Source organism: Amycolatopsis sp. NPDC004169, assembly GCF_040610315.1.
Taxonomy (GTDB): domain Bacteria; phylum Actinomycetota; class Actinomycetes; order Mycobacteriales; family Pseudonocardiaceae; genus Amycolatopsis.
Map to the genome: position 1 here is coordinate 164,831 of NZ_JBEXMD010000005.1, position 13,409 is coordinate 178,239.

Genomic DNA, 13,409 nt, shown 5'->3' on the forward strand with positions numbered 1-13,409 from the left:
GCACGAGAACGAGATTCTCGCGGTAGGTGAAGGCTCATGATCGGACGCGGACTGCTGATTCCGCTGGTAGCGGCGCTTCTGGCGACCGCGGGGTGCAGTGTGTTCTCTTCCGGCACCCCCGCGGCCCCGCCGCCGCTGGAGCGGACCACGCTGCGCGTCGGTGTGGGCAACGCCATCGACACGGCCCCCCTGCGGATCGCCGTCGCGGCCGGGAAATTCGGTTCCGCGGGGCTGACCGTGCAGCTCGTCGAGCTCGGCGCGGACGACGGGCTGGCGAAGCTGGCCGCCGGCGACCTCGACGTCACCTTCGCCTCCGACATCGCGATCTTCCGCGCCGCGGCCGGCGGGACGGCGTTGCAGCTGCAGGGCGAGGCCTACACGTCCGGGCCGAACACGATGGCGCTGGTGACGTTGCCGGACTCGGACTACACCGTGCCGACGGCGAAGAAGTCACCCGAGATCGCGGTGAACACGCTGGACGACGTCGGCGCGCTCGTCGCGCGGTCGGTGCTGGTCACCGCGGGCGTCGACCCGGCGAAGATCAAGTTCAAGGCCATCCCGTTCGACCGGATGCCGCAGGCGCTGCAAGCCGGCGACGCCGACGCGGCGCTGATGATCGAGCCGTACATCACCCGCGCCGAGAAGGATCTCGGTGCGCACATCCTGGCCGACGGCGCCCGCGGGTCGACGCTGGACTTCCCCCTCTCCGGCTACGCGGCGGCCAAGCCGTTCGCGCAGGCCAACCCGCGGACCCTGCGGGCGTTCCGCACCGCACTCGGCGCCGCGCAGCAGAGCGCGACGGACCCGGCGACCGTGCGTGACGCGCTGCCGAAGTTCTCCGACATCGACGCGACCACGGCCGCGCTGATCTCGCTCGGCTCGTACCCGGCGTCGCTCAACGGCATCCGGCTGCAGCGGGTGGCCGACTTGATGCACAACTCGGGCCTGCTGGCCGACCGCCTCGACGTCCAGGGCCTGCTCCCCGACCAGGCCGGATATTAGCTACCGTCAAAATTGCACTTGGTCTACTTTTGCACTCAGTCTACTTGAGGAGTGCGCGATGACCGACGTCCTGATCGCCGGAGCCGGGCCAACGGGCCTGCTGCTGGCTGCCGAACTCGGTTTGGCCGGCGTGAGCGTGACCGTGTTCGAACGGCGGTCCGGGCCGGGGCTGCCGCGGCCGGTCGGGCTCCAGCCGCGGACCGCCGAGCTGCTGGACCTGCGTGGCCTGGGCCCGGCCGACCACGAGGTCGACGGCCCCAGCGGGCACTTCGCCGGGTTGCCGGTGCCGCTCGACCACAGCGTCTGGCAGACCCGCCACCCGCGGGTGCTCAACCGGACCCAGGACGACGTCGAGGCGATGCTGGCCGAGCACGCGGCCGGGCACGGCGTGGTGATCGACCGCGGGCACGAGGTGACCGCGGTCGAGGCCGACGCGGACGGCGTCACGGTCGACGGTGTCCGGGCCCGCTGGCTGGTGGCCTGCGACGGCGCGCACAGCACGGTCCGGCGGCTGCTCGGGGTGCCGTTCCCCGGCCGCACCGAGACCTACGTCGCCACGCTGGCCCACATCCGGCTGGCCGCCGCGTCCGAGCTGGTCCCCGCCCGCGCGGGGCACTTCGGCCAGGTGACCCGGCAGGTCGACGGCTACTGGTCGATGCTCACCCCGCTCGACGACGGCGGCCACCGGTTCGTCTTCGGCACCACGGCGAAGCAGCCCGGCCGCGACGCGCCGGTGTCGGACACCGAAGTCACCGAAGCCCTGACAGCGCTGTACGGCGCCGAGACGCGGCTGGGCGAGGTGTACGGCGCTTCGCGGTTCAACGACGCGACACGGCAGCTGGAGCGGTACCGGCACGGCCGCGTGCTGTTCGCCGGCGACGCCGCGCACATCCACCCGCCGCTCGGCGGCCAGGGGCTCAACCTGGGCGTCCAGGACGCGATGAACCTCGGCTGGAAGCTGGCGGCGACCGTCCGCGGCACCGCGCCGGCCGGGCTGCTGGACACCTACCACGCCGAACGCCACCCGGCCGCCGCCCGGGTGCTGCGGCACACCGCGGCCCAGCGCGTCTTCACCGCGCCGGACCGCAGCGAGAACGTCGAGGCCCTGCGCGAGATCGTCATCGACCTCATGCGGCTGCCGGACGCCAACCGCTACTTCAGCGGGCTGCTGTCCGGCCTCGGCCTTGACTACCCCGGCGCGCACCGCGTCCCGGACCTCGACCTGACGACGGCGGCCGGGCCGACGCGGCTCTCGGCGTTGCTGCACGGCGGCCGCGGGCTGCTGCTCGACCTCGGCGACCACGCGCTGCCGCCCGGCCGCACCGGCCGGGTCGACGTCGTCCGCGCGGCGACCGGCGCGGCGGAGTACCGCGGCCGGCTGCTGCTCGTGCGGCCGGACGGGTACGCCGTCGACCCGGCCGAGCTGAGCCGGTGGTTCGGCTAGATGTTCTCGCCGGTCTGGATCAGGCACACGGTCCGGGCCGGCGGACCGGAGTAGCTGAACACCTTGTCGGCGCCTTCGCACTTGTCGTCGCGGCCGTAGCCGGAGAGGATCTCGACCCGCTCCCGCGCCGCCGGGTCGGTGCAGAGGACCTTGGCGATGGTGCTCTCGTCGTCGACGTCACGCAGGCAGTCGCCGGCCTTGACGTTCAGGGCCAGGCAGAGCGTCAGCGCGGAGCCGGAACCGAGCCGGAACCGCACGTAGTCCCCGGAACCGCACGGGTAGGACCCGCCGCGGTAGGTGTCCTCGACCTTGTAGGTCGCGTTGTTCGCGGAGCAGCCGACGCGGTGGTAGGCGAGCTTGCCGGTGCTCTCGCGCGTCAGGTACAGGCAGTCGCCGTCCGACGGCGGCCCGCTGCGGTCGGACCAGTAGATGGCCATCGCGCCGAGCGCGCCCAGGCCCAGCGCGGCGACCACGCACGCGACCAGGGTGATCTTCACCTTCGTCGTGAACCAGTGCGGGATGGGCTGCTGCCCCGGTACCGGCGGCATCGGCGCGGGCTGCGGGTAGCCCGGCGACCGGAACGGGTTGTCGTCGAACGGCGGTGTGGTCAACGTGCCTCCCAGTGATCCCCTCGGCACCTCGTCCCACCGGCGGACCCGCGAGCGGAGCGGACCGGAGCGAGGCACGTATAACAGTAGTTGTGACTGATGGCCCGCTGATCGTCCAGTCCGACAAGACCGTGCTCCTGGAGGTCGACCACCCCCAGGCCGACGACGCGCGGATCGCGATCGCCCCGTTCGCCGAGCTCGAGCGCGCGCCGGAGCACGTGCACACCTACCGGATCACGCCGCTGGCCTTGTGGAACGCCCGGGCCGCCGGCCACGACGCCGAGCAGGTCGTCGACGCGCTGACGACGTACTCGCGCTTCCCGGTGCCGCAGCCGCTGCTGATCGACGTCGTCGACGTGATGGGCCGGTTCGGGCGGCTGCAGATCGCCAACCACCCGGCGCACGGGCTGGTGATGTCGACCACCGACCGCGCGGTGCTGGCCGAGGTCGTCCGGAACAAGAAGATCAGCCCGATGCTGGGCGCCCGGATCGACGAGGACACGGTGATCGTCCACCCGTCCGAGCGCGGGCGGCTGAAGCAGGCGCTGCTGAAGGTCGGCTGGCCGGCCGAGGACCTCGCCGGGTACGTCGACGGCGAGGCGCACCCGATCGCGCTGGAGGAGACGGACTGGCAGCTGCGCGACTACCAGCGCCAGGCGGCGGAGGCGTTCTGGGCCGGCGGCTCGGGCGTCGTCGTGCTCCCGTGCGGCGCGGGCAAGACGATGGTCGGCGCGGCGGCGATGGCGCGCGCCGAGGCCACCACGCTGATCCTGGTGACGAACACGGTGGCCGGGCGGCAGTGGAAGCGCGAGCTGATCGCGCGCACGTCGCTGACCGAGGAGGAGATCGGCGAGTACTCCGGCGAGAAGAAGGAGATCCGGCCGGTCACCATCGCCACCTACCAGGTGATCACCCGCAAGACCAAGGGCGAGTACAAGCACCTGGAGCTGTTCGACTCCCGCGACTGGGGCCTGGTCGTCTACGACGAGGTCCACCTGCTGCCGGCCCCGGTGTTCCGGATGACGGCGGACCTGCAGTCCCGCCGCCGCCTGGGCCTGACGGCCACGCTGGTGCGCGAGGACGGCCGCGAGGGCGACGTGTTTTCGCTGATCGGGCCGAAGCGCTACGACGTCCCGTGGCGCGACATCGAGGCGCAGGGCTGGATCGCGCCGGCGGAGTGCACGGAGGTCCGCGTCACGCTGACGGACGCGGAGCGGCTCGAGTACGCCACGGCGGAGGCGGACGAGCGCTACAAGCTGGCGGCCACGGCGTTGACGAAGACCCCGGTGATCAAGTCGATCGTGGCCAAACACGCGGGCGAGCCGACGTTGGTGATCGGCGCGTACCTCGACCAGCTCGAGATGCTCGGCGACGAGCTCGACGCCCCGGTGATCCAGGGAGCGACGCGCAACAAGGAGCGCGAAGAGCTGTTCGACAAGTTCCGCCGCGGCGAGATCCGGACGCTGGTGGTGTCGAAGGTGGCGAACTTCTCGATCGACCTGCCGGAGGCCTCGGTGGCGATCCAGATCTCGGGCACGTTCGGGTCGAGGCAGGAGGAGGCCCAGCGGCTGGGCCGCTTGCTGCGCCCCAAGGGGGACGGCAGGCAGGCCCACTTCTATTCGATCGTTTCGCGCGACACGGTGGACACGGAGTACGCGGCCCACCGGCAGCGGTTCCTGGCGGAGCAGGGGTACGCGTACCACATCGTGGACGCGGACGACCTGCTCAGGCCGCTCTGAGCGGGGTCAGCCGAAGAACTTCCGGACGTCGGAAGTGGCGATGAGCCGAGCCAGGCCGGCCGGCGTCTGCCCGGACCGGTTGGCCTGGAGCGGGTCCGCGCCGTGCTGCTGGAGCAGCTCGATGAGCTCGCCGCGGCCTCGGTAGGCGAAGACTGCCGCGAAGAGCGGTGAGTTCCCGTGTTCGTTGACCGGATCGACCCGGGCGCCTGCCTCCAGGAGCACGCCGGCCACCTCGACGTTCTCCTGCTGGGCGGCCAGGTGCAACGGCGTGAAGACCCTTTGGTCGCTCAGGTCGGGATCGTGCCCCGCGGCGAGCAGTGCCCGCGCCTGCGCGCCGTCACCCTCCAACGCGCAGTAGTGCAGCTCGGATCGCCCCAGCCGATCGACCACGTTCGTCCCCCTTCGGACCAGTGGATCACCGTACGCGTTCCGATCGGCGGATCCGTGCAGGTGAGCGGCCACCACCCCTTCGGCGCAGTGGCGTGTCTCAGCAACATCTTGCGTCACACGTGCCCCAGCAACGCCCTGACCTGCATATTTGCGGATTCACTCGAACGGATGAGCGGCCAAAACGCTGGAAATTGTCGGACCCTCGAACTACTGTTCGAGATGCAGGAACCGAACACAAGTTCGAGGGGACGTCCATGACGATCGCACCGCTCCGCCCCGGTACGCCGGCACCCCCGGTCCAGACGCTGCCACCCGGCTCGTGGCACGGCCGGCTGTGGGTGTCCGACCTGCCGCTGACCCGGCCCGAGCGCTACCTGGGCTGCGTGGCCGAGTTCGAGCGGTCCGGCCTGTGGCCGGTGCTGATCCCCCACGACCAGCGTTTCGCGGCCAACGGCGAGGACTGGATCGACGACCGGGGCAGGCTGGCCCCGGCAGGCCACCGAGTGGCAACGGCAGACGCGGCGGGGGCCTTGTCCCGCTGGTGGGACACCTCCTGCTGCGACGGCGCGTGCCTGAGGCCGTTCGGAGCACGGTTCCCGGGGCTGGCCAAGCGCAGCCCACGCAGGTCGGACCCGTTGGCGGAGGCGGGCAACACGGGATCGATCCTGGCAACCCGGGCCCCGCACCGCTTGGGCCTGGTCCAGACCGAGCGCCCGGCAGACATCCCGGCCCTGCTCGGCTGGACGGGGATGATCAAGTGCACGGACCAGGTGGCCGAGCTGTCGGCGGTGCTGCGCAGCTGGGAGGACAGGTTCGGAGCAACGTTGGTGGTGTTGGGGTTCGACGCGATGGAGCTGTCGGTGGCGGCCCCGCCGAGAAACCAGGCACGGGCACTGACGGTGGCGGCGGAGCACCGGGCGTTCAGTTTGCCCACGTTTGCCGGGCAGCCGGGGAATCTGCGGGAGTACGCGTCGGGTTTGGTGCAGTCGCGACATTGGAGGTTTTCCTGGGCTTGAGTTGGATGCGCCGGGCCGGCCGCGGGCCCGACTGGGAGCGGGCGAGGGTTGCGGCCGTCGGCAGGCTCGACCGTGATGGCCATGCCGGACGCCGGCGGGGCGGCGGACAGCGGGCAGCGGGCAGCGGGCAGCGGGCAGCAACCAACGCCCCAACCACCCCAAAAGAGCTGGGTGGTCATCCCGTCGCCTGAGGCCGTCAAATCACTTTGAGCCAGGCCCGCAACCCAAAGCCCAAGGCGAGAAAACAACCCAACCTTGCGGGCCTGGCTCAAAGTGATAGGCCTCAACCAGGCGACGGGATGACCACCCAGCGACCCAAGAACAAAAGGCGAGCCAAAAGCCAAACCCAAGGCCATCCCAGAGCCTGCCCGTCCGGCGAGGACAGTCTTTCCCCACGGCAGACCCACACGGCAGACCACCCACGGCACACCCGAACCCCGGCAGCGCCAAGCACGGGTAAGACACCCGTCCCCCAACCTGGGTCACCCGTCCCAACTCCCAGCCCACCAGCCCCACCGCCCCCGAGTTTGGCCCCCCAAACAACCGGGAATCACCGGAAAGAACCGGAGAGGCGGTGAGACAGATAGCCGAGATCCGAATAGGCACCTCAGGCTGGCGCTACCCCCCGTGGCGCGGTGTCTTCTACCCACCCGGCCTACCCCAGAGGCGAGAACTCGAGTACCTCTCGAGACGCATGAACGCCGTCGAAATCAACGGCTCGTTCTACTCCCTCCAACGCCCCGAACGCTTCCGGGCCTGGTTCGACGAAACCCCCGCCGACTTCCTCTTCGCCGTCAAAGGCGGCCGCTTCATCACCCACATGAAGCAGCTCCGCAACGTCGAGACCGCCCTCGCGAACTTCTACGCCTCAGGCGTCCTCGCCCTGGGCGCAAAACTCGGCCCCTTCCTCTGGCAGCTCCCGCCCAGGCTCACCTTCGACCCCGACCGGCTCGAGAACTTCTTCGCCCTGCTCCCCCGCACCACCGAGGAAGCCGCGCGGCTGGCCAAGAACCACGACGAGAAGCTCAAAGGCACCCCGCACCTCGAAGCCGGCGAGAAACGACCGTTGAAGCACGCCCTCGAAGTCCGCCACCCGAGCTTCGCCGACCCGGCCGCCAAACGCCTCCTCGAAGAACACCGCATCGCCCTGGTCGTCGCCGACACCGCGGGCAAGTGGCCGTTCCTCGAAGACCAGACCGCCGATTTCGCCTACGTCCGCCTCCACGGCGACGAAGAGCTCTACGTCAGCGGCTACTCCGACCGCGCCCTCCGCACCTGGGCCGAAAAGATCCGCACCTGGCACGACGACGGTCGCCGTGACGTGCACGTCTACTTCGACAACGACGTCAAGGTCGCCGCTCCGCGGAACGCCGAATGCCTCGCCGACCTGCTCGGCGTGGCCCCCGAAAACAGGACAGTGAGTGGACAGTGAGCGCAGTGGGCTTCACTGGCCCGTGCGGGCCGGACCGGCTCGCGTGCTGCCGCTGGGGGTCGGCACGTGCGCCGGTCCGGAGCCGAATACCTCTACGCCCCCACCACGACCAGAGCCGCCAGCTTCGCCCGCACGTCGTCCGCGTCCGGGTGGCCCAGCTCCGTCAGCAGCCGCACCGACCGCAGCCAGCACTCGCGGGCCAGCGCCGCGTCGCCGTGGCGGAGGTGGATCGTGCCCAGCTGGGCCAAGACGTCCGCCGCCTCGTACTGCTCGTCCATCGCGAAGAACATCTCCACCGATTCGTGGATGCAGGCGATGCCCTCCTCGAACCGGCCGAGGCCGATCAGCGCCAGGCCCCGCGTGTGCTGCGTGAACCGTGTGTCCACGGGGCGCCCCTCCGGGTCCAGGATCGCCAGCGCCGCGTCGGCCAGGCGCAGCGCCTGCTCGTGATCGCCCATCGACGTGCAGATGTCGCCCAGCGCCCGCAGCACGCTCGCCTCGAAGTGCCCCAGCCCCAGCTCGCGGACGATCGCCAGCGCCTGCACGCCGTGCTCGTACGCCCAGGCGCAGTCATCGAGGTTGTGCGCCGCCATCGCCAGGTTGTACTGCGCCCGCGCCTCGCCCTCGCGCGCCCCGAGCTCCCGCTGGATCGCGAGCACCTGCTCCAGGTACCGCCGGGACTCCGCGTACTGCCGGGCGACGCCGTTGACGACGCCGAGCCCGCTCAGGATCCCGGCCTCGCCCGGGCGGTGGCCGCTCGCCCGCGCGGCTTCGAGCGCCACCGCGAACACCGACCGCCAGTCGTCGAGCCGCGAGCGCGTCACGAAGTAGCTCTGCAGCAGCCAGGCGAGCTTCCAGCAGACGTCGTCGCGGCCCCGGCGCCGCGCCAGGTGCACCGCGGCGATCAGGTTGCCGTACTCCTCGCCGAACCAGTCCAGCGCCTCGTGGTACGACCCGAAGACCGCCCCGCCTTCGAGGTCGTCGAGCTCCAGCAGCCGGTAGTAGCGCTCCGGCCGCATCAGCCGTGACGCGTTCAGCGCCGACGCCAGGTACCAGCCCAGCAACCGGTCCAAAGCGGCGTCGCGCTCCGAAGCCGAATCGACCTGCGAAGCCGCCTCGCCCGCGTACGCCCGGATGAGGTCGTGGAACTGGTAGCGGCCCGGGCGCGGCTGGGCGAGCAGGTGCGCGGCGGCCAGCGTCTCCAGCATCGGCCGGGTCGCGGCGACGTCCAGCCCGGCGACCGCGGCCGCCGCCGGCACGGTGAAGTCGACGCCGGTGGACAGGCCGAGCAGCCGCAGCAGCCGGGCCGTCGACGGCGGCAACGCCTGGTAGGAGTAGGAAAACACCGACCGGATGTTGGTGCCTTCGCCGTCGCCGAGGTCGAACGAACCGAGCACGTCGCTGTCGGGGGAGCCGACGAACTCGTCGAGCGGCAGGTCGGGGAACGCCGCCGCGCGCACGGCGAGGATCCGGATCGCCAGCGGCAGGCCGCCGCAGTAGCGCACGAACCGCTCGGCCGCCGCCGGATCCCGGGCGACCCGGTCGTGGCCGATCGTGGCCGCGAGCAGTGCGACGGCGTCCTCGTCACCGAGTTCCTCCAGCGCGATCCGGCGCGCGCCGTGCGTGGCGACCAGCGCGCGCAGCTGCCAGCGGCTGGTGATCACGACCAGGCAGCCGGGCCCCGGCAGCAGCGGGCTCACCTGCTCGGTCCGGTTGGCGTTGTCGAGCAGGACCAGCAGCCGCCGTCCCGCGGTGTGCGTCCGCCAGCTCGCCGCGCGGCCGTCGAGGTCGCCGGGGATCTGATCGCACGGGACGCCGAGGGCGGTGAGCATGGCCTCCAGCGCCGCCGACGGCTCGACCGGCTCGCCAGGGCCGTAGCCGCGCAGGTCGAGGTGGACCTGCCCGCCGGGGAACCGGTCCGCGACCTCGTGCGCGAAGTGCACGGCCAGTGTCGTCTTGCCGATGCCGCCCATGCCCTCGACGGACGCGATCGGCGTCGACGCGCCGGCGTCGGCCGCCTCCGGCAGCAGCGCGTGCAACGCCTTGAGGTCGCACTCGCGCCCGGAGAAGCCCCGCAGGTCGGCGGGCAGCTGGTGCGGCACCTGCGGCTCGACGCCGAGCCGGTAGCGCGCCGGCGCGGGCGCCGCGCCGCCGCCGGTCAGGATGGCCTGGCGGGTGCGCTGCAGCGACGGCCCGGGGTCGAGCCCGAGCTCGTCGGCCAGCACGCCGCTGATCCGGCGGTACACCTCCAGCGCCTCGGCCTGACGGCCCGACCGGTACAGCGCGGTCATCAGCTGCTCGTGCAGCCGCTCCCGCAGCGGGTTCTCCCTGGTCAGCCGGGTGAGCTCGGGGACGACGGTGCCGTACTCGCCGACTTCGAGCAGCGCGTCGGCCCACTGCTCGCGCACCCGCAGCCGTTCCTCGGCCAGCTGGCCGGCCTCGTCGCGGTGCAGCGCGTCGGACTCGACGTTCAGCAGCGCCGGACCGCGCCACTGCGCGAGCGCGTCGGCGAAGTGCGCGGCCGCGCGGCGGCTCTCGCCGCGGTCCATCGCCGCCTTGCCGCGGACGGCCAGCGCGCGGAAGCGGGTCAGGTCGAGCAGGTCGTCGTCGAGTTCGAGGCGGTAGCCGCCGCTCTCGGTGCGGATGGCGACCTGGTCGCCGAGGGCGCGGCGCAGGCGCAGCACGTACGTCTGGAGCGCGCCCTTGGAGCGGCGGCGGTCGTCGGCCCAGAGCCAGCGGCCGAGCTCGTCGACCGGCACGACCCGGTTCGCGCGCAGCAGAAGGCCGGCCAGCACGATCAGCGGCCGGCTGCCCCCGAGCGGTACCGGGCGGCCGTCGGCCGTGACCTCGGCCGGACCCAGCACGCGGAAGTCGAGGACCACCGACCCATTCTTGCCCGAAACGCGCAGTTCGGCACCTGTTTGCGAGCCGCGGCACGGTGGCATGATCGGCCTCGATGAAGGTCTACGCGATCCCCCTGCGCACCCGGTTCCGCGGAATCACCGTCCGTGAGGGCGTGCTGCTGCACGGCCCGGCGGGCTGGGGCGAGTTCTGCCCGTTCGCCGACTACTCCGACGCCGAAAGCGTGCCGTGGCTGCGCGCCGCACTGGAGGCGGCCGAGACCGGCTGGCCCGCGCCGGTCCGCGACCGGATCGAGGTGAACACCACGGTGCCGGTGGTCGAGCCGGCGAAGGCGCACGAACTGGTCCGCGCCTCCGGCTGCCGGACGGCGAAGGTGAAGGTCGCCGACCCGCGCGTCTCCCTGGCCGACGACTGCGCGCGGGTGGAGGCGGTCCGCGACGCGCTCGGCCCCGGCGGAGCGATCCGCGTCGACGCGAACACGGCGTGGGACGTCGACACGGCGGTGCGCGCGCTCACGGACCTCGACAAGGCGGCGGGCGGGCTGGAGTACGCGGAGCAGCCGTGCCCGTCGATCGAGGACCTGGCCGCGGTCCGCCGCCGGGTCGACGTCCGGATCGCGGCCGACGAGTCGATCCGCCGCGCGGAGGACCCGCTCAAGGTGGCGGTCGCCGGAGCGGCGGACATCGCGGTCCTGAAGGTCGCCCCGCTCGGCGGCGTCCGGCGGGCGCTGGAGGTCGCCGAGGCGTGCGGGCTGCCGTGCGTGGTGTCGTCGGCGGTGGAGACGAGCGTGGGCCTGGCGGCCGGACTGGCACTGGCGGGCGCGCTGCCGTCACTGGAATTCGCTTGTGGACTCGGGACGCTTTCGTTGCTGGAGGGGGACGTCTGCGAGTCCTCACTGTCCCCTGTGGACGGATACCTGCCGGTCTTGCGCTCTGCCTCGGAACCCGGCGCGGCGTACGCGGCACCGCCCGGGGTTTCGGCGGCGTGGGCAGCCCGGCTGAGCCGGGTCCGCGCGCTGAGCTGAGCGCGGACCCGGCGTCAAGCCGCGGCGTAGGCGTGCACCAGCCACCGGTTCGCCCAGTCCCGATCGGGCTCTTCCGGCAGCGGCGACGCACCCCGGGTGAGCCGGTCGAGCCGGTCTTGCAGCTCGGCCGCCGCGGCGATGGCTTCGTCCTGGGTGTGCTTCCCGCGCCGCAGGTCGCGAAGCCAGCTCAGCCACGGTTCGGGGATCGGCAGCGTCATCCGGCCGGTCTCCAGCAGCTCGACGCCCTGGACCCCGAGACGGACCATGTGCATCGCGTACTTCGTGTCGAAGCCGTACTTCGCAATGAGTTCGGGCCGGTTGACCTTCAGCGAGCCTTCGAGCATCCGGGCGCGCTGCGTCCGCAGGTACCCGGCGAACCGCAGCCCGGCCTGCCGCGAGACGATCCGGCCGGAGTTGGCCCGCAGGTCGTGGCCGAGCTCGGTGATCGCGACGATCTCGTTGGCGGGCACGAACAACGGCAGCAGGACGGTGGGGTTCCCACTGAGCGCGAGGCGCATCCACTTGCGCAGCGAGTAGACGATGAGGTCGAGGTCACCGGGCCCGGACCGCACGCCTTCGGGCTGGGTGCGGAAGACGTACTGCTCGAACCGCTTCAGCCCGCTGACGTACTCGGCGGGTTCGACGCACAGCCCCATTTCGTCGCGGTCGTCCTGACCGTCGACGGCGGTCCCGTGCAGCCCGGACCCGACCTGGCACCGCAGGATGGTGCCCTGCGCGGCGATCGCGGCGAACTCGGGGGTGTCGTGCTTCATGGTGACCAGTTGTAGCTCGCCGGCTGGGGGTCGGGCACCTGATTTTCCTGCGGCAGGGCGAGTTCGCCTCAAGAGATCCCCCGCCGCAGACTCCGGTGCGGCTGCCCCGGGTGCGCTGCCGTTTGCGGCGGCGGCCCCAGAAGGTCCAGACATCCCCGCCCCCAGGGGCCTCCCCGGCTCCATCCTATCGACCCCCACCCACAAAGCCGGAAAAGTCCGATTTCATCGGCCGCCTGTCCACACCCCCGGCGACCTATCTGCCGCGGCAGACGCTTCCAGGTCGGCAGGAAAAGAATGTCCTCGCCGGACGGGCAGGCTCCGGGATGACCACGAGGAGCGCTTCCCTCTCACCTTCGCGGGTAAGCCGCTGGGTGGTCATCCCGTCGCCTGAACGAGGCCTATCACTTTGAGCCGGGCCCGCAAGCTTGCGTCTTCACCCGCCTTCGCCCTGAGGTTGCGGGCCCGGCTCAAAGTGATTTGACGGCCTCAGGCGACGGGATGACCACCCTGCTCCTTGATTTGAGGGCATCACCCGGTCACTGACCGAGTTACGCACTACTCGTCTAGGGGCACCGGCGGCCGACATGGTCATGATCGGCGATCGCCCGCGGAGGCCGCGGCCCGGGGCGGTGCCCGGACACTGGAAAAGCGACCTGATCATGGGGTGCCTTCAACCGCACGGCGATCAGGGACAACCGGGCGCGACAAAGCTCCCCGCGCCCAAGCCGGGGGAGCCCCCGAGGGCAAGTTCAGGGTCGGGGTCCGGGCCGTTCCCGATGTGGGTCACCGCCCCCGGGAGACACCATTGAGCCATGACGAACAGCGTGTACACCCCGGAAACCAAGAAGCTCCGCCGCAGCCGGAGCGACAAGATGCTCACCGGTGTCTGCGGTGGGTGGGCCACCTACCTCGGCGTCGATGCCAACGTCCTGCGGATCGGCCTCGTCGCCGCCGTTTTCCTCTCCGTCGGGATCGCCATTCCGATCTACGTCGCCGCCGCCATTCTGACGCCCGAAGAGGACTCCTGACCTCTGGCGGGCGCGGGCTCGCAGGGGGAGCCGGTGCCCGCCGGATGCCGGGGGTGCGCTGAAGACGCCCGCGTCGGGGGATGCGGGCCGA

11 protein-coding genes are annotated in these 13,409 nt (G+C 71.6%); 7 read left to right on the plus strand and 4 right to left on the minus strand.

Features of this window, described 5'->3' with window-relative positions:
- The first annotated feature begins 36 nt into the window (after window positions 1-36).
- Together ABZX11_RS08910 and ABZX11_RS08915 are read left to right on the plus strand one after the other, a co-directional pair.
- Window positions 37-1,002, plus strand: coding sequence for an ABC transporter substrate-binding protein (locus ABZX11_RS08910; RefSeq protein ID WP_354911217.1), 966 nt, complete (start codon window positions 37-39; stop codon window positions 1,000-1,002).
- Window positions 1,003-1,060: 58 nt separating this feature from the next.
- On the plus strand, window positions 1,061-2,446 hold the full coding sequence (locus ABZX11_RS08915; RefSeq protein ID WP_176174539.1) for an FAD-dependent oxidoreductase: 1,386 nt from the start codon (window positions 1,061-1,063) through the stop codon (window positions 2,444-2,446).
- Here ABZX11_RS08915 and ABZX11_RS08920 read toward each other — a convergent pair.
- A complete protein-coding gene (locus ABZX11_RS08920; RefSeq protein WP_176174538.1) occupies window positions 2,443-3,057 on the minus strand; it encodes a hypothetical protein in 615 nt (204 codons plus the stop codon). The two genes, ABZX11_RS08915 and ABZX11_RS08920, sit on opposite strands and share 4 nt — an antisense overlap.
- Before the next feature lie 89 nt (window positions 3,058-3,146).
- On the opposite strand from ABZX11_RS08920, the gene ABZX11_RS08925 reads away from it, so the two are divergent.
- On the plus strand, window positions 3,147-4,793 hold the full coding sequence (locus ABZX11_RS08925) for a DNA repair helicase XPB (RefSeq protein WP_176174537.1): 1,647 nt from the start codon (window positions 3,147-3,149) through the stop codon (window positions 4,791-4,793).
- A 6-nt stretch (window positions 4,794-4,799) separates the two neighbouring features.
- Here ABZX11_RS08925 and ABZX11_RS08930 read toward each other — a convergent pair whose 3' ends face one another.
- Window positions 4,800-5,183, minus strand: coding sequence for an ankyrin repeat domain-containing protein (locus ABZX11_RS08930; RefSeq protein WP_354911220.1), 384 nt, complete (start codon window positions 5,181-5,183; stop codon window positions 4,800-4,802).
- A gap of 254 nt (window positions 5,184-5,437) precedes the next feature.
- Between ABZX11_RS08930 and ABZX11_RS08935 the strand changes: the two genes are divergently transcribed.
- Window positions 5,438-6,199 (plus strand): DUF4253 domain-containing protein, encoded by a 762-nt coding sequence (locus tag ABZX11_RS08935; protein WP_176174535.1) that lies wholly within the window; start codon window positions 5,438-5,440, stop codon window positions 6,197-6,199.
- A gap of 574 nt (window positions 6,200-6,773) precedes the next feature.
- The gene (locus ABZX11_RS08940) at window positions 6,774-7,631 is read left to right on the plus strand and encodes a DUF72 domain-containing protein (RefSeq protein WP_176174534.1); all 858 of its coding nucleotides are present in this window, start codon (window positions 6,774-6,776) and stop codon (window positions 7,629-7,631) included.
- 92 nt (window positions 7,632-7,723) lie between these two features.
- Here the strand turns inward: ABZX11_RS08940 and ABZX11_RS08945 are convergent, their stop codons facing one another.
- A complete protein-coding gene (locus ABZX11_RS08945) occupies window positions 7,724-10,513 on the minus strand; it encodes a BTAD domain-containing putative transcriptional regulator (protein WP_354911225.1) in 2,790 nt (929 codons plus the stop codon).
- Window positions 10,514-10,587: 74 nt separating this feature from the next.
- On the opposite strand from ABZX11_RS08945, the gene ABZX11_RS08950 reads away from it, so the two are divergent.
- Window positions 10,588-11,517, plus strand: coding sequence for an o-succinylbenzoate synthase (locus tag ABZX11_RS08950; RefSeq protein ID WP_354911228.1), 930 nt, complete (start codon window positions 10,588-10,590; stop codon window positions 11,515-11,517).
- Window positions 11,518-11,531: 14 nt separating this feature from the next.
- On the opposite strand, the gene ABZX11_RS08955 is transcribed toward ABZX11_RS08950, so the two are convergent.
- Window positions 11,532-12,290 carry a nucleotidyltransferase domain-containing protein gene (locus ABZX11_RS08955; RefSeq protein ID WP_354911231.1) on the minus strand — a complete coding sequence of 253 codons (759 nt, stop codon included), beginning with the start codon at window positions 12,288-12,290 and terminating at the stop codon, window positions 11,532-11,534.
- Between the two features lie 812 nt (window positions 12,291-13,102).
- Here ABZX11_RS08955 and ABZX11_RS08960 point away from each other — a divergent pair.
- Window positions 13,103-13,318: a PspC domain-containing protein gene (locus ABZX11_RS08960; protein WP_176174530.1), complete on the plus strand. Its 216-nt coding sequence runs from the start codon at window positions 13,103-13,105 to the stop codon at window positions 13,316-13,318.
- The last annotated feature ends 91 nt before the right edge of the window (window positions 13,319-13,409 follow it).

Excerpts from the sequence above, each read along its gene's own strand:
- ABZX11_RS08935 (WP_176174535.1), top strand. The coding sequence starts at position 5,438 with ATGACGATCGCACCGCTCCGCCCCGGTACGCCGGCACCCCCGGTCCAG.
- ABZX11_RS08950 (WP_354911228.1), top strand. The coding sequence starts at position 10,588 with ATGAAGGTCTACGCGATCCCCCTGCGCACCCGGTTCCGCGGAATCACC.
- ABZX11_RS08910 (WP_354911217.1), top strand. The coding sequence starts at position 37 with ATGATCGGACGCGGACTGCTGATTCCGCTGGTAGCGGCGCTTCTGGCG.
- ABZX11_RS08960 (WP_176174530.1), top strand. The coding sequence starts at position 13,103 with ATGACGAACAGCGTGTACACCCCGGAAACCAAGAAGCTCCGCCGCAGC.
- ABZX11_RS08915 (WP_176174539.1), top strand. The coding sequence starts at position 1,061 with ATGACCGACGTCCTGATCGCCGGAGCCGGGCCAACGGGCCTGCTGCTG.
- ABZX11_RS08955 (WP_354911231.1), bottom strand. The coding sequence starts at position 12,290 with ATGAAGCACGACACCCCCGAGTTCGCCGCGATCGCCGCGCAGGGCACC.